This is a genomic window from Pseudomonas serbica (assembly GCF_028823535.1).
Taxonomy (GTDB): domain Bacteria; phylum Pseudomonadota; class Gammaproteobacteria; order Pseudomonadales; family Pseudomonadaceae; genus Aquipseudomonas; species Aquipseudomonas serbica.
In genome coordinates this window covers 781,965-799,459 of sequence record NZ_JAQIYM010000090.1, presented here as the reverse complement: position 1 = coordinate 799,459, position 17,495 = coordinate 781,965, and the positions used below count along the sequence as shown (strand labels likewise).

33 protein-coding genes are annotated in these 17,495 nt (G+C 54.9%); 2 read left to right on the top strand and 31 right to left on the bottom strand.

All coding sequences use genetic code 11. From position 1 onward, the window contains the following. Positions 1-16: 16 nt before the first annotated feature. The 3 genes from NQL71_RS34985 to NQL71_RS34975 all read right to left on the bottom strand — a co-directional run bounded on the left by NQL71_RS34985 (position 17) and on the right by NQL71_RS34975 (position 1,854). Complete coding sequence (locus NQL71_RS34985; RefSeq protein ID WP_274644187.1) at positions 17-652, bottom strand: hypothetical protein; 636 nt, start codon at positions 650-652, stop codon at positions 17-19. A gap of 87 nt (positions 653-739) precedes the next feature. Further along, entirely contained in the window at positions 740-1,465 is a 726-nt protein-coding gene (locus NQL71_RS34980; protein ID WP_274644186.1) for a hypothetical protein, read from the bottom strand. Then, complete coding sequence (locus NQL71_RS34975; RefSeq protein ID WP_274644185.1) at positions 1,453-1,854, bottom strand: hypothetical protein; 402 nt, start codon at positions 1,852-1,854, stop codon at positions 1,453-1,455. The genes NQL71_RS34980 and NQL71_RS34975 overlap by 13 nt, the downstream gene beginning before the upstream one ends. A 179-nt stretch (positions 1,855-2,033) precedes the next feature. Between NQL71_RS34975 and NQL71_RS34970 the strand changes: the two genes are divergently transcribed. Beyond that, positions 2,034-2,567: a hypothetical protein gene (locus NQL71_RS34970; RefSeq protein WP_274644184.1), complete on the top strand. Its 534-nt coding sequence runs from the start codon at positions 2,034-2,036 to the stop codon at positions 2,565-2,567. Between the two features lie 23 nt (positions 2,568-2,590). On the opposite strand, the gene NQL71_RS34965 is transcribed toward NQL71_RS34970, so the two are convergent. The 16 genes from NQL71_RS34965 to NQL71_RS34890 form a co-directional block, all read right to left on the bottom strand. Then, complete coding sequence (locus NQL71_RS34965; protein WP_274644183.1) at positions 2,591-2,944, bottom strand: hypothetical protein; 354 nt, start codon at positions 2,942-2,944, stop codon at positions 2,591-2,593. A gap of 276 nt (positions 2,945-3,220) precedes the next feature. After that, a complete protein-coding gene (locus NQL71_RS34960; protein ID WP_274644182.1) occupies positions 3,221-3,580 on the bottom strand; it encodes a hypothetical protein in 360 nt (119 codons plus the stop codon). 8 nt (positions 3,581-3,588) lie between these two features. Beyond that, positions 3,589-4,536 (bottom strand): hypothetical protein, encoded by a 948-nt coding sequence (locus NQL71_RS34955; RefSeq protein WP_274644181.1) that lies wholly within the window; start codon positions 4,534-4,536, stop codon positions 3,589-3,591. After that, the gene (locus NQL71_RS34950; RefSeq protein ID WP_274644180.1) at positions 4,526-4,702 is read right to left on the bottom strand and encodes a hypothetical protein; all 177 of its coding nucleotides are present in this window, start codon (positions 4,700-4,702) and stop codon (positions 4,526-4,528) included. The genes NQL71_RS34955 and NQL71_RS34950 overlap by 11 nt, the downstream gene beginning before the upstream one ends. Then, positions 4,695-5,480, bottom strand: a complete 786-nt coding sequence (locus tag NQL71_RS34945; RefSeq protein WP_274644179.1) for a hypothetical protein — start codon at positions 5,478-5,480, stop codon at positions 4,695-4,697. The genes NQL71_RS34950 and NQL71_RS34945 overlap by 8 nt, the downstream gene beginning before the upstream one ends. Continuing rightward, on the bottom strand, positions 5,477-5,644 hold the full coding sequence (locus NQL71_RS34940) for a hypothetical protein (protein WP_274644178.1): 168 nt from the start codon (positions 5,642-5,644) through the stop codon (positions 5,477-5,479). The genes NQL71_RS34945 and NQL71_RS34940 overlap by 4 nt, the downstream gene beginning before the upstream one ends. Continuing rightward, complete coding sequence (locus NQL71_RS34935) at positions 5,641-6,054, bottom strand: hypothetical protein (RefSeq protein WP_274644177.1); 414 nt, start codon at positions 6,052-6,054, stop codon at positions 5,641-5,643. Before NQL71_RS34935 ends, NQL71_RS34940 begins: the two co-directional genes overlap by 4 nt. A 49-nt stretch (positions 6,055-6,103) precedes the next feature. After that, a complete protein-coding gene (locus NQL71_RS34930; RefSeq protein ID WP_274644176.1) occupies positions 6,104-7,141 on the bottom strand; it encodes a hypothetical protein in 1,038 nt (345 codons plus the stop codon). Between the two features lie 53 nt (positions 7,142-7,194). Continuing rightward, positions 7,195-8,685 carry a hypothetical protein gene (locus NQL71_RS34925; RefSeq protein WP_274644175.1) on the bottom strand — a complete coding sequence of 497 codons (1,491 nt, stop codon included), beginning with the start codon at positions 8,683-8,685 and terminating at the stop codon, positions 7,195-7,197. 83 nt (positions 8,686-8,768) lie between these two features. Further along, positions 8,769-9,206 carry a hypothetical protein gene (locus NQL71_RS34920; protein ID WP_274644174.1) on the bottom strand — a complete coding sequence of 146 codons (438 nt, stop codon included), beginning with the start codon at positions 9,204-9,206 and terminating at the stop codon, positions 8,769-8,771. 68 nt (positions 9,207-9,274) lie between these two features. Continuing rightward, on the bottom strand, positions 9,275-9,634 hold the full coding sequence (locus tag NQL71_RS34915; protein ID WP_274644173.1) for a hypothetical protein: 360 nt from the start codon (positions 9,632-9,634) through the stop codon (positions 9,275-9,277). 8 nt (positions 9,635-9,642) lie between these two features. Beyond that, positions 9,643-9,843 (bottom strand): hypothetical protein, encoded by a 201-nt coding sequence (locus NQL71_RS34910; RefSeq protein ID WP_274644172.1) that lies wholly within the window; start codon positions 9,841-9,843, stop codon positions 9,643-9,645. 281 nt (positions 9,844-10,124) lie between these two features. Continuing rightward, entirely contained in the window at positions 10,125-10,379 is a 255-nt protein-coding gene (locus NQL71_RS34905) for a hypothetical protein (RefSeq protein WP_274644171.1), read from the bottom strand. A 22-nt stretch (positions 10,380-10,401) separates the two neighbouring features. Next, complete coding sequence (locus tag NQL71_RS34900; RefSeq protein WP_274644170.1) at positions 10,402-10,971, bottom strand: hypothetical protein; 570 nt, start codon at positions 10,969-10,971, stop codon at positions 10,402-10,404. A 9-nt stretch (positions 10,972-10,980) separates the two neighbouring features. Beyond that, entirely contained in the window at positions 10,981-11,238 is a 258-nt protein-coding gene (locus NQL71_RS34895; protein WP_274644169.1) for a hypothetical protein, read from the bottom strand. Positions 11,239-11,290: 52 nt separating this feature from the next. After that, positions 11,291-12,124, bottom strand: coding sequence for a peptidyl-tRNA hydrolase (locus NQL71_RS34890; RefSeq protein WP_274644168.1), 834 nt, complete (start codon positions 12,122-12,124; stop codon positions 11,291-11,293). Positions 12,125-12,267: 143 nt separating this feature from the next. Between NQL71_RS34890 and NQL71_RS34885 the strand changes: the two genes are divergently transcribed. Next, positions 12,268-12,501 (top strand): hypothetical protein, encoded by a 234-nt coding sequence (locus NQL71_RS34885; RefSeq protein ID WP_274644167.1) that lies wholly within the window; start codon positions 12,268-12,270, stop codon positions 12,499-12,501. A gap of 65 nt (positions 12,502-12,566) precedes the next feature. Here NQL71_RS34885 and NQL71_RS34880 read toward each other — a convergent pair whose 3' ends face one another. The 12 genes from NQL71_RS34880 to NQL71_RS34825 form a co-directional block, all read right to left on the bottom strand. Then, complete coding sequence (locus tag NQL71_RS34880) at positions 12,567-12,986, bottom strand: hypothetical protein (protein ID WP_274644166.1); 420 nt, start codon at positions 12,984-12,986, stop codon at positions 12,567-12,569. Between the two features lie 126 nt (positions 12,987-13,112). After that, positions 13,113-13,301 (bottom strand): hypothetical protein, encoded by a 189-nt coding sequence (locus NQL71_RS34875; RefSeq protein ID WP_274644165.1) that lies wholly within the window; start codon positions 13,299-13,301, stop codon positions 13,113-13,115. Between the two features lie 66 nt (positions 13,302-13,367). Next, positions 13,368-13,550 (bottom strand): hypothetical protein, encoded by a 183-nt coding sequence (locus NQL71_RS34870; protein ID WP_274644164.1) that lies wholly within the window; start codon positions 13,548-13,550, stop codon positions 13,368-13,370. A gap of 4 nt (positions 13,551-13,554) precedes the next feature. Beyond that, positions 13,555-13,731: a hypothetical protein gene (locus tag NQL71_RS34865; RefSeq protein WP_274644163.1), complete on the bottom strand. Its 177-nt coding sequence runs from the start codon at positions 13,729-13,731 to the stop codon at positions 13,555-13,557. A 93-nt stretch (positions 13,732-13,824) separates the two neighbouring features. Continuing rightward, positions 13,825-14,136: a hypothetical protein gene (locus NQL71_RS34860; RefSeq protein ID WP_274644162.1), complete on the bottom strand. Its 312-nt coding sequence runs from the start codon at positions 14,134-14,136 to the stop codon at positions 13,825-13,827. A 66-nt stretch (positions 14,137-14,202) separates the two neighbouring features. After that, positions 14,203-14,649: a hypothetical protein gene (locus NQL71_RS34855; RefSeq protein ID WP_274644161.1), complete on the bottom strand. Its 447-nt coding sequence runs from the start codon at positions 14,647-14,649 to the stop codon at positions 14,203-14,205. A 102-nt stretch (positions 14,650-14,751) separates the two neighbouring features. Beyond that, complete coding sequence (locus tag NQL71_RS34850; protein ID WP_274644160.1) at positions 14,752-15,111, bottom strand: hypothetical protein; 360 nt, start codon at positions 15,109-15,111, stop codon at positions 14,752-14,754. A gap of 354 nt (positions 15,112-15,465) precedes the next feature. After that, positions 15,466-15,675 (bottom strand): hypothetical protein, encoded by a 210-nt coding sequence (locus NQL71_RS34845; RefSeq protein ID WP_274644159.1) that lies wholly within the window; start codon positions 15,673-15,675, stop codon positions 15,466-15,468. After that, positions 15,665-15,991, bottom strand: coding sequence for a hypothetical protein (locus NQL71_RS34840; protein ID WP_274644158.1), 327 nt, complete (start codon positions 15,989-15,991; stop codon positions 15,665-15,667). Before NQL71_RS34840 ends, NQL71_RS34845 begins: the two co-directional genes overlap by 11 nt. A gap of 44 nt (positions 15,992-16,035) precedes the next feature. Beyond that, positions 16,036-16,524, bottom strand: coding sequence for a hypothetical protein (locus NQL71_RS34835; RefSeq protein ID WP_274644157.1), 489 nt, complete (start codon positions 16,522-16,524; stop codon positions 16,036-16,038). A gap of 13 nt (positions 16,525-16,537) precedes the next feature. Next, complete coding sequence (locus NQL71_RS34830) at positions 16,538-16,699, bottom strand: hypothetical protein (RefSeq protein WP_274644156.1); 162 nt, start codon at positions 16,697-16,699, stop codon at positions 16,538-16,540. Positions 16,700-16,881: 182 nt separating this feature from the next. After that, complete coding sequence (locus NQL71_RS34825; RefSeq protein WP_274644155.1) at positions 16,882-17,493, bottom strand: hypothetical protein; 612 nt, start codon at positions 17,491-17,493, stop codon at positions 16,882-16,884. Positions 17,494-17,495 lie beyond the last annotated feature (2 nt).

The window sequence follows — 17,495 nt, the reverse complement described above, 5'->3', positions numbered from 1 at the left end:
ATAAATGATCGACTGCTTAATTACCGTCTACGTTCAAGCCGAAGCTCAATTCGCTCATGTGCACAGGTTTTTTACAGCCATCTTCTACCACGTAAACATATGGGAAAAGCGCGTAGAAAAAGTTACAGTCTGAACCTGGGAGATTCAGTTCTCTTCGGATTTCATAGGGGATGTGGGCGATTTCAACTTCGCGATTTTGATAAGAACCACGACGGTGCAGGCAGCTATCTGAATATTTGCGAGTTTGTCTTTCATCGGTTTGCTGATCGCCGATAAAATCCGGCTCACAAAGCTCAGCAGGAATACGGAAAAAGTCCATATAGACTTTAATTTTGTTGTACGAATTCTGATCAACAAAGTAGATTTTAGTCACACCTGTGCGTGCGGTCAGCTCGCAAGTAAACACCAATTCGTCATCGAGAAAATATGCCATTTCCCCAACGTGCGTGTCGGTGCAATTCCATTTGTTGATCCAATAGCCTTTCAGGCGATGGCGATACTCGTTGGTTTCCGTCCAAGTGTTCCACAGCTTGTGGCGGTCGAGCCCATCAATTTCAAAAAGACTTTCCAGTGCGCTTTCAAGTTTCGGAATGTCGTCGCAATTTTCTTTGGTCTTGGTGACTCGGCGAGCGGCATCAATGGTCAGCATCATTCAGTTCCTTTTCTAATTAATCCGGCCACGAAAGAATTAAGTTGCACCAAACCAAACGGTGCGTTAGTTAGCGTGGGTGTATATGTCTTACTTCCCGAGCCGAGCGGCCAGATTGTCGATGGAGCTATCCAGTTCTTCACTGGAATCGACGTACTGGGTGTAGCAATCATGATCAATCGATATGGATAGTTGATCCATACCGACCAGTGCGCGGATTTTCTCATAGCGCCGGGCATTGGCTGCCATCTGCGCGAGATGACCGTTTAACTGGATCGTCTCATCGATACACTCGTTCCAGGCATCTCGCGTGCGCGGTGAGGGATAGTCGTCAGGCCTACGGGCCGGGAGGATCAATGCTCCGACCCTCTCAACTGGAGAGATCTGCTGATCTGCCGAGAGGCGAGCCGGCTCAATAGTGTCTGGAAGCCGACAGCCATGGAAATAAACCGTGTCTACGCCAGCCGCTCGCCACTCACGGGTCAGCACCCTAAGGCGCTCCATGAGGGCCAGGATCGCCTCATTGTGGATGGGAAAGCCTCTGAAGCATATGTCCTCGCGAAAGGTCACCAGCGGCAGCCAGGTGGTCAGCATCGGGCCGTGCACAGCGTTAGTACACAGACTTTGCAGGTTGCCCTCGAATTCCTGTTTCCAGTAACTGAGCACCCACAAATAAAACGTCTCTGCATCCTCGCCTTCTAGGATGATGTCTTGAGTCCCCGGCACGCCTACTGTGACGCCGCCTTGATCAAGCTTGTATTGAGCGGACTCGATTACAATCGGTCGAGTAAGGTCGATCTGAATCATCGAAGCCATGCACCTTGCTCCCCTTCAAGACCGAGTCGCTCGCGCAGTTCAGTGAGGGATTCTTTGCCCCGAGCGATGCGGGCCGCTTCTTTCTCTGGCGTAACTTCGTAGGCGTGCAGACGCTGCGCTGCCTCCACCACCAGATGAGATGAAACTCCCGCTTGAAACCGAGCTGCGCCCACTTTTGCCGGCTTTTCGAGCACCGGCCAGTTGGCATCGGCCTGCGGCGGGGTGAAATTGACTGGCACCAGCAGGTTACGCAGTTCGTTGGCTTTGAAGCGGTAGTGCTGGGCCAGGTAGCGCCCTTCCCCGTCATCCGGCTCTTTGTCGGCCAGGCGCTCGTACACCTTGATCATCTCTTCGACGTCTTTCTGCGGGACTCCAATCAATTTGCCCATGTTCGTATCCATGCAATGTCTAGGTCACTATCAGTTGAGAATGGCAATTTAACACCATTATCTTTGAAAATCACCTAAAAATGTGGTCGCCCGCCGTGATGGACTGGTGGTAGAAAGGCACCCTAGTGACAATTTATGGTTAAATAAATAATCGCTTCAAAGCCCCTCAAGGAAAGGTTATGAACATTCTTATGTACGCCAAAAAGACCCTGGATTACTGGTTAGGACGGGAGGTCGATTATGCGACCCCGGATGACGTTAAGCCGGAAGAGTTCGTGATCCGAGAGATCGATGGCCGGCGCTATCTGACCATCCGGAAGGCCAAGAGCATTGCCCAACAGATCATCTACCCAGAGCAGCGAGAGGAAAACATCTGGCACGACCACGCGATGGCCAAGCTCATCAAATCAGTCGAAAAGATGTTCAACGGGGGGAGCTTCTTCGATGTCTGCGTCGTAAACGAGGCCGTGAAGGATTTTGACCTGCAATCAACACCTTCTGTGGCGCAAGCGATCAAACATCTGAACCTGATTCACTGCACCAATTTCAGCGAGATGTCGCCAGAGGTTTTCCAGGCCATTCCTCGGTATCTGACCCATATTTTCAGCGAAGGGCGAATTCCTCTGGAGGCAACCGCACGCAGTGGGGAAATGGTGAATCTAGAGAAGAAACCAGAACCACAATCATCTGAAGATGGTTTCGCTGTGCTGTAACCATGTTTCCGTCTGGGTCGAACTCAGACGGCATCTTGGAGCTCGTCCTGGATCTGGCGCCGGCAAGGATGGTGAAAGCTTCCATTGAAAATCGCACCTATCCAGGAACTGGCCCGATCACCGACATTGACCCAGGTCTCGGTGTCATCAAGCAGCCAATAGTCGCTAGGCAGAATCTTGTCCCCGTCCTCCAGCAGTCGGTACCTTGGCTTCGGCTTATCACCGCCCTCGACGCTATTTCCCAAAGTGGCCTTCCCCGCATCCCAATCACTCAGGGCCTCCTGCAGCGGGCCGACGTCGTAGCAGGTGTCGCTGTCCATGCTGTTCAGCAGATCCAATGCGGCTTTGGCGACAGTATCACCGAGTCGTAGCGTCATTTCTGCTTGCTCCATTTCGTTAGCACCTTTCCCATGCACTAGAAATCGTGCAGGGGAACCAATCGTAGCGTCTCACCAGCAAATAGCTGGGAAGCCACAGGAAGCCGCCAGGTCGAATGCGCCGCAACCGTGAATGTTCAGGTTTCGTTAAGAAACCTTGCATCCCGAATTCGCGCACCGCTGCGAGGAATAGCTCAGAATCGTGCTGCCCCCGGCTGAAGTATATGGCGCCGCCATCAGGCGAGGCATCGCACTCAATTTTGAGGGGATACGTTTTCACGCGAGAGACTCCTCGTAGGTGCGCTTGCCTTTGCACAGCCAGTCAACAACCAGCACTGCAGCGTCGTAGAAATTGCGGTGGGAGAAGGTGTAGACCTCCGCCGAATCCTTCGGATCACCGGATGGGAACTCAAAATCCTGCCGCTCACCAACGGTGACGATGATCGAGTTACTGTTGCCATGGCCGTGCACGTTGCACTTACGAGAGCCGTCCCAGATCATGAGCGAAAGCCCAGGGTTTCGACCACTGACGTAGATATCGTGGGTATCTGGAAGGTCTTCGTCCATCAAGGTATGAGCAATCGCAAGTACTGCTTGAGCCTTTGAGTGAGCGCTGAAAGTTCTGATTTTAGCCACTGGTAAGCCTACCCCTGAACTGAATTGTTAGCTGGCGCCTCAGCCTGCCTACACGTGCAGCCAGCAGACAATCGTATGACTTCCGACAGACGAACCACAGGCTCGATATCGGAACAATCATCGCCGAATAGCGATTTCACGTAATCACGACCAAAAGCCAGAGAGCGCGGGCCTTCACCTTCCTGCGTAAAACGCGAGTGGGCAACCCCGTTATCCGTCCAGAACACACCGTAGGCTTCAGCTTTAAGGCCATCCCACCAGTTTGTACCCGATACAGCTGGTGGTGGAGCAAAATCAATGCACTGTCCAACCTGACGCTTACTCGCCAGCGCCTCGAGCAAATCGATTCGCCCCCACGCCTGAGTTAGCCTATGGGTCTGGGCCGCCACCCATTGCCCATAGTGCAGAAGCTTTTTATTGGCTTCTTCCAGGTTGGTGCAAGGCTTAGCAGGATTGTCCGTGTCGGCCAGTTTCAATGCCTTGACCTCGGTTTCCAGCTCCATATTGCGGATCAGAAGCTTGGACACATGCTCACGGTGATCCCCCAGGCGCACCAGGGAAACAATTTCGGTACCCGTTTCACCTTCGTCGTAGGCCTTGCGAACATCATCCTCGTTCGAGCTGCCCAGCCAGATACCACCGCCGCTGCCGATCAGCTCGTGCACATGAATGAAAACCTCTGGCTCGCCGGCGCTGCCACGAAGAGTGGAAATGGAGCGAGGGTTGTTCAGAGAAGTCGCCTTCTCAACGCAGGCGTTCCAGCCCTTGTCAAAAGTATCCAGCTCCTGACCCTCGTCAGCCACGCGCAGAGCCGGCAGCCTTGCGCCAGCCACACGGTATTCGTTGGCGCCAGCCAGGAGATCCTGCAGGTCGGCCAGGAATGGACTATCGGCGGGCAAATCACCCTCGATACCCTTCAACAGCGCTCGCGTTGCCGTAATCAGCTCAAATTCCATTTTCAACCACCTTGATCGTTTTCATGTTCGTGTTTTTGCAGTGGCCGATTGCTTGCGAGGCATAGGTGCCGTGTTTTGTGCACCGGTCGTTGCTCTTCGCGTTCTTGTGGCCTTTCGGCCAGCCGGCGTTGTAGTGGTGCATGCAGCCTTTGCAGTGCTTATCCATGGGCTCCCTCCCCGCTGCTCGCAGCAGCTGACCCCTGACTCTGGGCCTTGGCGGCCTCAAGCGCGTCGATCACCGTATAGTCCAGGCGCTCATGGTTGGTCGCAAACTCAACCTCGCAATCATCCGGGTCGAACAGATTGACGGTGCCGGCGCCCCGCTCGATGCCCATCTGGATCTCCCAGCCTTCCGGAAGCTCGCCAGCGGCCCGCTCGACTGCCGCGTACAACGGCGGAACTTTCGTCAGCACCTTGAACTTCGCCTGCAGATCCTGGTGAGCTTTTTCCAGCAGCACATTGCGCTGGCGCAGGACATCGACCTCGAGGCCGTCGGTACCTTCGTTGAGGTGCGCGATCATGTCGATCAACACCATGTTTGCCGATTCGACGTCATTGTGGAATCGGGCTGCCACTGGGGCGACGCCGGCGATGGTCGCCGACACATAGTGCCCGCTCGGGTTCCGATTGAGGGTGGCCCTGCGCCGCTGTCCGGTGTCGTACAGGAATGTCATCAGGCGCTGGAGCGTCTCCGACACAGCAGTCAGCCCCGCCGCCATTCTTTCCTGGTTGCCCCCAACTTCCTCAGCATGAGGCTGTTCAGCCGAAGCCAGCGCAGCCCTTAAGGTTTGGGCAGCCAGCGCTGTGCGGAACTCGTTCACCGTCTCTGTGACGTGCGGCAGAAAGCCAATGCCGCCAGAGCCGTCGTTTCCAACGCTTTCCGGCCAGAGCGCCGACATGCGATTAAGAAGATCGAGGGGCATTTCAACGGTTTTAGCGGTCATCGCTTCACCTTCTTAGCATTGGGCAGTTTTTTGTATTGATCCGTCTTCTTGCAGCGTTTGCAGGTTACGTCCTCCCTTACACCAGCATTCGCCATGTGACCCGGCATGCCGCAGGCGACCTCGGTCGTGTAGGGAATCAGCACATGCACCATTGACTTGCTCATGACCGGACAGCCTCTTCGAGGGCGACATAGGCGCTCTTGATACGAGCCAGTTTTTCTTCTGCCACTTTCAGTTGCTGTTCGGAGTACGTTGAAGTGAGAGGCAGGTTGCCAACCGACGTTTCACAGGCGACACCCGCGAACGCCTTCAGAATCTTGTCGACCTCAGGGGAGCCGCCAAAATCGCGGGATCCGATAGAAAGCAAGGTGCAGATCTGGCGCATATTGGTGAAGCCGATTTTTACAGCAGTGCCGCCACAGTGCAGCAGAGCGAAACCTTCGTCCGCACGCGGCGCCAGATCAATCGGGCCGCTGTTCAGGCCTACCCCGTTGTAACTCGGGGCATTTACTGGCGCTTGCTTTTCCTTTGCGCTCTTGTTGTCCCAGCTATTCGGCTTGTAGCCGTCGTTCAAAAGTCCCATACCAGGCATGATCGTTCCTTACTTTCTCAATTGAATAGCGTTATGTGGACGGCACATCGGAGCCAGCGCCCAGCGCTGAAGTCACGACTTGTCTCAGCACACGACCCAACTGGGTGTCGGCGGGCATCAACTGCTCAAAGACTGCGGCAGCGACGCCGTATTCGTAGCCAGGCTTGATCGGCGGCTCGGCGTGGGCGCGGTTCCAGTCCAACAGCCTGATCTGCAGGCCGAGCAAATCAGCAACTTCAGCTTTGGCCTGTTCCGGTTCCGCCGCTGAAACATGACCTTCCGCCAAAAGCGATGTAAGAGGCTCACCGACTACAGATGGCGCGAACGAAGCCAGGGCGATCAATGCGCTGTTTCGAGCGGATGAGCCGTCTACAGAGATCCCATCGATACGAAGGAACCTGCGAATAGCCAATTGAAGCTGAAGCACTTGCGCGTTATTAGCGTCGCGCTGGGCCTCCACCTGAAGCAGTTCTTCTGCGGCGCTGTAGTTCGGTTTTGGATCTTCCGCCAGGATGCTGAAGCCATCTCCCTCGCGCATCAGCTCAGCGACGGTACAGAAAATGCGATTGCCTGCATCGTGGTCACAGGTCGACACATCAACGCTGATCGTTTTACCGACGATCTTGCTCTCCAGATAGTCGATGAGCACCACGTTGTCGGTAGGGTCGCCGTGCACCACCTCAGCTTTCGCTTCCTGGAGGACAGCATTGATCTCCTCGGCATGCGCCAGCCCGTCCCTACGGCCCCAGTCATACAAGAAATTCGAGCTGGTTTCGAGCAGGTCTACAAACCTCGCGTTCTGCTCCTTCAAGAAGTCCCGTTCAGCCTCGGCCTCACGAATCAGGCGTAGGAACTCTGATTCGTACTTTTCCAGCATGGCCACGCGCCCACGGATTAGCTGCAGCTCTTCACTCGGGTCGCGGAACAACGCGATGCGTCTTTCCCCGCTTGGACTATCCCCACCGTGGCGCCAAAGCGTTGCATAAAGTCCATTGCCATTGCCATTGCCATCGACCTGGTCTAAGTCGAATTCGTCAACGTAGCCCGCAGGCTTTTGAGCTTTGTACATCAAGGCATCCTCAGCAGCGTAGCCAATGGTGATAGTCCTAAATTCAGGCATGGTTAAACGCTCTCCGTTGGCGAATTCAACCGTCGATAGTCCTCGAGGAACCGCTCCGACGCCGCGAGCGTAAAGCCGCGCATGGTCTCGTTGTTGATCCAGTGGCGAATGATCACGTCGGCGGTCTCCAGGAGCTTGGCAAAGCTTTCCAGGCGGGCCGTCATGGCTTCAAAGGAGTAGGCACTACGGCGCAGCTCCCATTTACGGTGGAAATTCCAGCCCAGGCCTGTCGGCGCCGGCTCGTGCGGCAATCGCACAGCCAACTTGCCAGGCTCACCCTGGTACAGAATCGCCTCAGCAGGCGGAACTTCACCCTGGGTAATCACCTGCGCCACCAGCGCATCGAAGTCCGAAGCCAGCACATACTCGCCAAATTCGTCCTGGTGTTTGTCGCCAAATCGGTCGACTTCATAACGCTTAACCTCGCCCACCGGCTCAGTCGCCATGCTTGGTACTTTCACGCCGATCATCTTGAACGCCAGTGCGTCACTCGATTTCAACGCCCGCGCATATTCCAGCAGCGCCGCGTTAACACGGGTGCACAACGAGTCATCGTCTTCATCTTCAACGCATGCAACAGATGCGTACATTGCAATCGTTTGACGTAAGGTCTCAGCCAGAGAATCTGCTTGCTGGCGCAGACCGTTCGAAACGTTGCGGTGGTGATCGCGCTGCAGCTGCATTGCAGAGTGCAGGGATTGCCAGCGCCCCTCCTCCCCATCAGCCAGGCTTCTGGCGGCCTCAGCACAGGCTTTCCAGGTGTTTAGTCGCGCATTGTAGGAGTCGGCAAGCGGATAGAAGCTGGCATCCATAACCGTTACAACGTAGCAGTTGTGGACGTCGGAGAACTTCAGGAAATTCGGGATCGGAAATTTCGCCTCGAAAGCCGCACGGTCGTGAAGCTCACACCCATTCGGGAGATCAGCCGCAGCGGACAGGATCGTTCCCGCTGGGAGGTTTTCGATATCCCAGTCACCGAGCGATTCCAGCCGCACCGACTCCGGCAAGCCATCGGAGCCCAGAGGCCCGTGCACTACCTTGAAAAGACCTTGCGCAGGTTTCACGTCCAGACATTCGGCCCCGTTAGCAGGAAGTGGTTCAGTGTTGGCCGAACTGCGGACGTTGACATCTTTCAGCAGCGTGGCCTTACTAAAGCCTCCCATTGGCATCATGTTGCCGGATTGGGCGCTTGCGTGAATGACCGAACCCATGTCCGACACTTTCGCAAGGCTGTTACCCATGTCCAGAGTCGACTGAAAGTCTTGCCCTTCGATGCAGTTATGTTGCGCACCAAAAATGGATGGGCTACTGACATTGATGCCTTTGCGTTGGCCGGGTTTCAGATCTTGAGGTAACGAGGCCTGAAAATCCTTTTCGATTTGCAACCATGGGTTACGCTGCTCATGCATTTGCGATGGATCGCTGCCCTGCTGGCTGACATCCTGAGCATTATTGGAAGTCTCATCGCCTGAGTCGCTGATGTGCTTGGTCATGGGTAAACAGTCCTTTCTAAATTCGATTTTCGCGTCGTCGGTTAGACGCTCGGCGATTTTCCGGTGTGGGTTGATCAGCCGAGTTACAAGAGATCAACTTTCCCAAACTTCGCAAGCTCAGACTGAAGGTTCTTCTTATCGCCTTCCAGTTGAGCAACCTTTTCGCGCAGCTCGGCGATCAGCCGGCGAGCATGCTTGGCCGGGTAATCCGGGTCATCCAGCAGTGCCAACAGCGCATCGTAGTCGCCAGCGTCGACAACCATCAGGTTGGCCGGGCCAAGGTAGCCAGGGCGGCAGACCTTCATGCGCTCGACCCCGTGTGGATTTTGGGACAACGGGTGAGACGGCGCCCAAGTCACCGCCGCATTCCAGATCAAGCTGGCAGTCGCTGCGTTACAAGGCCCAGGAGTGTTGTTCGAGATGGCCGCAGCGATGTTCTCATCACATTGAACAGGAACAAGCACCCATCGCTCTTGAATGGCTGGCTTAGGGGCTGCTACAGCTTGCTGGGTGGTATCCATGGCAATTCTCTCGAAATGTTATGTTTATGGCGCCAGCATAGACGCCACGAATGAAGTCGTTGGAGTTCTTAAGCTTGCGGCGCCTTCCGGGCCATGAGCGCAGAGAGATCGTAGATCGGGCCGCTGGAGATGATCGGCTGGCCACCCTCGACACTGATCACCTGCACCAGAAAGGCATTGCCGGCGATCCAGTACACAAAGCAAAAAGCCCATACGCAGAGCTTAATCTTGCGGGTGTTCAGGTAGGTGATTTTAGCGTCATTGCACCAAAGCAAGAGCATCACTACGGGCAGGGTGAAGTAGGCCGCACCCCTTGCCTGATCAAGGAAAACCATGCACCAAGCCAGAGCAATGGTCATTATGGCGATGCCGAGGGTGAACCACCGCGATGGAAAATCAATTCGGCTTTTTTCAATGGCAAAGGACATGGCTAGACTCAGTTGGAGGGCTGCGTGGTTCGGGACAGGCTCAATTCAGCGCTACGCTGACGGCCACGGGCCTTTTCCAGCTGGGCGCTGAGCCGCTTGTGGGGCAAGGTGCCTGGAATGAATTTCACGACGGCCTGTTCGAGCCGAGAAACTTCCCGTGCCGCTTCGTCTGCCATGGCTTTGATGGCGTTGCGCTTAGATGGCTTCATTCGTGAGATTCCATTAAATATATGGATCAAAACAGATTTGTCTGACGCACAATGTATGCCTCTAGGGATTAATTGGCAACCATTTATTTGGAATAGTCGCCGGCGCGGTCGAGGATTTGCCAGGCCTTGGCCACAAAAACAAAAAACCGCCCTGAGAGAGGCGGTTTTCGTTTTGCAGAATTCGGCGCGGGCCTCATCTGCGACATCCACTGGATGCAGTCACGTCAATTGATCATATTTGACCCGCAAAGACGCGTCAATAATGATCGGTAAGTCCAGTGCTATTCGATGGGTAACGGGATCTTATGAAACGTTTCGCATGGTTGGCCGGCATCACGGCAAACGTGGCAGCAGAACCAGTCCTCCCAGCCTTCGAATGACTCCTCGTCGCCGGTATGCACGCATTCCCAGTGGCCCTTGGTGTCATCTGCACCGCAATACATGCAGGCTACCTCATGAACCGGGGCGGAGGTCTTAAGGACGCCATTGTTGGCGCCCTCCTCGGTCAATTTTACGTCTTCATTCGGATCGGCCATGGGAATGACTCACAGTGCTATTTCATGTCATTTTAGTAGCATTGTTTTGCTTTGCAAGCTCAGCGAGTTTGTCCATTTCATCCGCGATGAACAAGCCGGCGCAGTGCTCTTTGATTTCTTGCCACTCATGAACAATGTCGAAACCCGTCTTCGTCCACTCCCCAGGATGGAGAAGCGGCCCAATCTGATCGTCGATGACAAGCATCTGAGCGATGAGGATTTGCCCAGGGTGATCAATCCGGAAGAACTCGACCATCGTTCCCTCCACGCCTCCCCCGAACTCTTCTTTCAGAAGCACACTGGGGAAGTGGCTTGCATCGATTGAGCGGCCTTTGACCACGCCAACAGACAGCGTCGTGCCAAGCCCAAAGCCCTTGACCGCCGCCAGCAGCTGCGCACTGCCAGCCAGATCATTGGCCTGGCGCACGGATTGGTCGCAATCATGCATGCCGCAGAAAACGAACGGCTTCCCATCGAGCAGAACGCAGATCCCTTTCGACGAACAGATCGCCTCGGTCATCCGCCAACGGCCTACCATCAGGTCGCAGCGGTCATAGCACTGGATGATTCGATCATTGAAGCTGCTGGACATGCTGACCCCTTAATCGGCAATGACGGTGGCCGGTACGGCATTGTTTTCCGGGAACATGATCGCCCGGATATCGCTCTCTTTGACGTTAAGCGTTACCACCGCCAGGCGCTCGAACTCTTTCGTCGCCTCGTATTTAGCCTTTTGCTCAGGAATGTAGTCCGGGTTTCCGTCCATGTCCGCTTCTGAAGCGCAGGATAAAGCTTCGAGCGCGTATTCGCCGGGGTAGTTGATGCACATCCGCTGACCAAACAGTACATAAAGATTCATTGAAACCTCCAGAAAGCCCAGGAAGCCTGGGCGAAAAATGAAATCGACCAGCCTACAGAAGCGACAGCGCCCCCGCCGTGTACAGCTCCGATTCCTTACCGGTGATGGTCGACATACGCTCGGGGAACTCAGGGCCGATTACCAGCAACTTGCTGGTGCCAGAATCGAAGCCAACGAAATGCACGTTGGAAGTGTCGAGTCTCTCCTTCAACACCTCGAGGTCAGCGTCGGTCTTGATGCCCATGCCGATCTTACCGAAACCTGCCGTCAACCAACCGCGCAGTGCGGGATCGGACAGGCACAGCTTCATAGAGCCGTCACTGGAGCCCGCCAGCGGCGTCAGGAGGCTCGCCATCATCGTCAGGCAACCCAGTGCTGCCATTTTGGACGCAACCTCCTTGGGCAGCGGCTGCTGCTTGGAGAACACGAACCACTGGCGAGCAATCAGGTCGGCGCCGGCGAGCGGAACAGCTTTTTTGGCAGACGGCGTGAATACGCCCTGGGCAGCAGTGGTCACCGTCGGCACACCGCCAAACTCGGTAAGCCCGCGATCCGTGATGACCGTCGATAGCTCTGGATTCTCAAGCGAACCCCGGAGTTCGGCCTCGTCAGCCACCATTTCGACAACAACCGCGTCATGTTCGATCAGCTGCAACAGCCTCTGGTAGTTCAGCGCCGAGAGAACCCGGTACTCGCCGAAGTCATCCATCGAGTTGAGCAGCTGAGCGCAGGCCGCGTGAGCTACCTGGGCCGCCAGCTTCCCCTTACGCATGTTGAGATCGCGGCGGGCGAAGATCTCCATGAGCCACATCGGCACGTCAGATTGACCCACTGCAGGTTCAAGAATGCCGATGGATGGTGAACCATTTGGATTACATTCAGCCATTTTTTAAACCTTCTTCAGCTTTACCGCAATTCACAGCGCCGCGCTGGCCGCCTTATAGATTTGTAGCGTATTACGCTAGGGGTTTACTTGCAAGCACCCCGATGCTAATTTGAACTGGTCAGCATCCACGAAAAAGGAAAACCATGAAACAGCTCAACGCAGAACGCATTGCCAAGGTGATGCAGGAAATGGCCGAAGATTTGCGCAGCCGGGCCGCGCTGATCGAGCAGCAAGCGAAGGAGTTGATCGAGACCGGCGACTTGGATACAGCAGTTGTGGCGCTCAGTGCAGCGGTCGGCACCCAGAACCTCAATGTCGGTAAGCTACTGAATACCACGATCCGTGAGCTTAACCGCGTCAACGATTCGTCGGAATGAACAAGCATGCCGTCAGCTCGAATTAAGCAGCTGAACAGCAGGACGCGTGCCCTAACCGTTGGTTTCTAGCGAAGTCCGATCTCGGCCTGCTCAGGCGTCTTCCTGTCGGTTAACCAACGAGGACATGTCACGCCAGCCCAGTTGTAGACTTCCTTAAGTCCAATCGGGCCCACACCGATGTTCTCAATGAAATCAGGCGTCAGTGTCGCCAGTGACTTGGCAACCTCATCCCTATCCATACTTCCGAGACAATTCAGTACGGTTGTTGGGCCATCTGGTAAGCCTGCACAGCGGACTTCCGCTATTGACTGGATTTCCCAATGGCGGATTGCTCGCTCGGCCTTAACAATCATTGCTCTGATGGCCGAGACACCGACACCCTCTTCCTTTGCGATCTTGGTGTACGATCCTACCTCCCGGTAGCGGAAGGCAACTTTGAACCGGCGATAGCTAGCAGCGGTGAAGATCTGTTCTGGATAACGCATACGTCACCTCATATCTTGTTGATGAGGTCAGTGTATCGAGCATCCAAAACCGTTCCGATGGTGACTTTTTGGATATATTTCTGAAAAATCCCCCTTTCTGTCGGCGGGGTTTTATGCAGGCGCTGTCTACTTCCGCTTGCTGCGATTCCTGGCCTTCTCACCCTTGCTGCGAATAGCCGGCGAAAACGGATCGCCCTTACGTTTTTCATTCTCTCGATAAAACGAATTTCGCAGGTCGGCGATCTTTCCCAGCGGCGTCACAACGCGGCTGTGTTCGTTGTTTTGGTAATACGACATTCCCGAGCCTTCGGTCATGATAACGCTCCGTAGCTGCACGCTGATAGACGATCACCTTATATTGGCATCGCCTGCTGAAGGGTACTAGTTCCGCTTGTGGCGATTGCGGGCTTTCTCGCCTTTGCTGCGAAAGGCCGGAGTGAACGGATCAAGCTTTCGCTTTTCGTTCTCCCGATGAAAAGATGCACGAAGACCCACCGACGGAAATCCAACTTCATTGAGCAGATTAATCGTCAGGTGAAACGATTTCCCAAAACCTACTTCCATGATCCTATCGCTCGCGAGTCATAAAATCGGTGAAGAACTCGAGCCACAGGCCGTCGTTGTTGTCGCCAAGCTTCAACGGGAAAATCTCGGGGTTGGCGGCGTGCGAAGCGCGATATTCGGCAGCAAAGGCTTCGATATCGACCTTCACCTCTGCGACGAATTGTTCCAGAGTCTGTGCCATGGGTTCTCCTGGGATTTCCTGGGGCAGAAATGCCCCTTCTCTACGCACACGGCCCCGCGTGTGCGGGGCTTGTGAGTTTAGCGCTGGGCTCAATCAGAGGCCCAGATCCGAGGCTGGGATACCAATCGTTTCAGCCCATTTTCGACCATAGCCTTCAACTTCAGCACCTTCGACATCGTCCAGGATTTCGATGGCCTCCACCGGGTAGTTGAGAATTCCTTCATTGCCCTGTCGCGACACATACTTGATCGACTGACCAACTGCGGTGATCGGCGTGAGCACCTTCGACCCGATGAAGACTCGGGCACCGAAGGGCTGTACGTCAATCACCACGCCATCACGAACGTACCATTCAGTGAAGTCCTGGCCACGGTCGACCAGAGTGAGTTTCTGTACTTGTGCCATGCTGATTTCCCTTCTATTGCTTTGACAGGTTAGTCATTTCTACTTGCTCAGTTCCCGCCCCTCGGTTCAACGAACCTGGGGGAGTTCCTTACGCATGAACCGCTGACCCACGCCATCTGTAGGCTTTGGTATATTGGCTCGAATGACCATTTCTTCATGCGCAGCCCACTTCAGCACTGCACTAAAACCGAGTTCGCCACATTCTTTCGTCTGTTCCTGCAACTTTGCATAGGCCAAAAAGTCGACCGGCTCGTAATCGGTCAATCTGTTATCCATTGCCTCGCCCCACGACTTCGGCAATTTGCACATTTTGAATGCCAGAAAGAAAGCGAGCGTACAGATGATCAAAGACCAAACCAATGATTGGAGTGGTACAGACACGATCCCCGAAACAATCACCGCCGCGAGTACGACTTGGGTATGCTGGGAAAATTCACCTTCCCGCACATTCACAGCAGCAGCCTGAATAGAGCCCAGCAGGTTGAGTTTTTCTTCGATGAATTTCTTGTCCAAGTGATGCTCCAGGTCTGGTCTATGGCGCTGGATCGGCGCCTCCCCTACTGACTTAGCCCCGCTTTTGAGGGCGGGGCTTCGATCTGAAGCGAAACGAATAGTCTATTGATCAGGTTCCTGATCAGGTTTTTCAGCGCATGCCTCGATTTCAGCGTTCTTGCGCTTGGCAACAAGCATGTCCCTGACGATGAACGCGGTGATCACCAGGGAGATTAGGCTACCCACCATGAGCATGGTCAACGGCACCCTCCAGTCATACCACATCCAGCCTGACTCCCATATTAGAGTATCCATTCCAAATAGTAGTTGGAAGACGCTACCCGCCATTAGGATCGAGACCACCACCGTCAGAAACCGGTACCCGGCCAGCCAGAAACCCAGGCACATCATACTCAAGCCAACGCAGGCTATTACCCAATCAAAGGTAGATCCGTATTGCGACAGAGTCAGAAAAGTTTTCAAAACACCACGCCCCCTAGGCGTCCTTCAAAAGGGTTTTGAGCGAAACCATCAGCTCTTCGAACTGCTTGGTGTGCCGGTCGTGTTTGGCCAAGAACTGGACATGCTTTGCCGAGCCGGGGGGTGCCCACTAGCCATGTCCATGGCACGGATGGCAAGGTTATGCTCCCCTTCCAGCTTTTCGGCAATCTGAAGCGCGGTAAGCGGTTTTTTACTCGGCATAGGGTCTTCTCCATAAGAGTCAAAATGGGTGCTTTTTTTACTGACTCGGCACCGTTTTTCATGGCAAGGCTAAGGGGTTTATACCGAAATTAGGCAAATTATGCTCGGAGCATAAACTCCTTAACTTCGATATATTCAGGCAACCAATTTCTGAAGACCGTCAGCGTAGCCTTCCCAAGTATCTACGCAGCCGTTCGTGACGACCGAGACGAGCTGGGTGTCGGCGTCCAGGAAATACACCTTCCCCCTGGCTCCGTGGGCGTTGTGGCCGTGATCCTGGATCACCACTGTGTCCTCCAGAGCCAAATCATCGAACGTCACGCTGGCAAATTGTTCATTGGCCATCGGACAGACTCGCTATCTTGAGCAAGCACCTATCACATGTCACAGCTTCTGACTCGGTGCAGCTCCAGTCAGAGGAGCCTTGTGGGTGGGCGCCGCAAAACGCGTCCCAGGCGCCAGACTTGACCGCGTGAACCACGCTGCCGTGATCCCGCTCATTTCCGTTCGCTCGCCGGCCAGTCTTCTGCAGGGCCAGATAGCGTTTGGACTGCGCCACTGGCGTAGCCTCAGGTGGAAGCTCAGCGGTGGATTCAGGCTGGCGCTCGACGAGCTGGCCGGAGTCCTTCACCGATTTCATCAGTAAATCAAACGTAGTCATTGAGGATCTCCTCCAGCCTGAGAGCTCAGCCCTGTTCCAGGGAATCAGCCGATTCGCTTCTTTCTGAGCTTCTTGCACTTCTTCCTGAGCTGCTTCATGCGCTCTGGATTTGCCCGCATTGTTTTAGCCATTGCATCGAAGAATTTATCCAAGGTATCAGCAAACTGATGGGCGCCAGCCTCGGTGCTGAACCTGGAACTGATGGCCACCCCATGGGAGAACCCAGCCTTTTCCAACTCCATGAATTTTGGGGTCAGGCGGACGTAAAAATCGCCGTCGAAGTAGACCATCGTCCAGAGGCTATCGCGGCGAAATGGATCACGACGCACGGTGCCTGGGATTTTGGTGATGTCGCCCTCAAGACCATGTTCCTTCATGTAATGGAGTTGAGGGATGAAAACCATCACGTCGACAGGCTTGACGCGTTCGCGGGCCGCGACCAGCTTCCCGCAGCACGGCGCTGTAAAGGCAGGGACTGAGTAGCCTTCCAGCTTCTCGTTGCAGTACGGGCACTTCAACAGATCGGGGGTCATTTTGATTCCTGGCTCACTTCGTTGGCTTGAGCAGCGAAATTGCCGTGGCAATACCAAAAAGACCGGCCCCGAGGAATGCACCGGTAGCCGAGCCAGCCGCAGCATGATCGCTGAAGGCAAGGGTCATACCGGCGCCTACCAACAGAGAGGCGAAACCTAAAAGTGCGAACGACATAAAAGCTCCAAGCGCCAATAACAGGGGTATCCTGTGTGATCATTGTATGACGCTAGAGATAACTTGGCAATAATTTAGGTGAAATTAATTGCTTGACTGGAAGGTGCACAGACTATGGCTCCGAGCACCGGGGATACCGGGAAGACGCGCTTCCACATCAGGAGGCAACGCGTCAATAAGGCTCAAGGCTGCATGGCCGATTCAGGAGAGGTCGCCAATCCGCGAGCGGCACGCAAGCGGCTACGCTCTTCGCGCAGACAGGCCTCGATATCGCTACGGCATTTTTTCAAGAAGTCCTGGCCCGAGACCACGTAGACACTGTGGGGGGACGCCAGCCACATCAAGACCTGCTCCATGGTTTCGCAGTCATCCGCGCTCAGTTTCGGCGGCTTCACAGCGCCCGGCTCCATCATCACCGCTTCCAAAGTGCGGACACCGCTGTTTGTGGTACTGCTCCGGCGATTTTCCAACGCCCACTCGGCGATGTAGCCCTCTTCCTTGTCCCCAATCACGTCGCACATCAGGTCGGCTTTCTGCAAGAAGCCCAGGCCATTGTTTGTTCCCAACCAACGCACCAGGCTGGCCGCGACCGTGGCATGACGCTGGGTCAGGATTCCGTCGCCCGGCGAAACAACGTGCATCAGCATGCCGTTGGGGCCGTCAAAATCCGGGTGATAGCCATTGTCTTGCGCCAGTAGCTCCTGCCAGTTCTTGAGGAACACCTGCTCACCCAGACAACCTTCGCGGGCCGGTCTGACGGGGGTGTGCTGGAAAGCTTGGTTCGCTTTGCTCATGA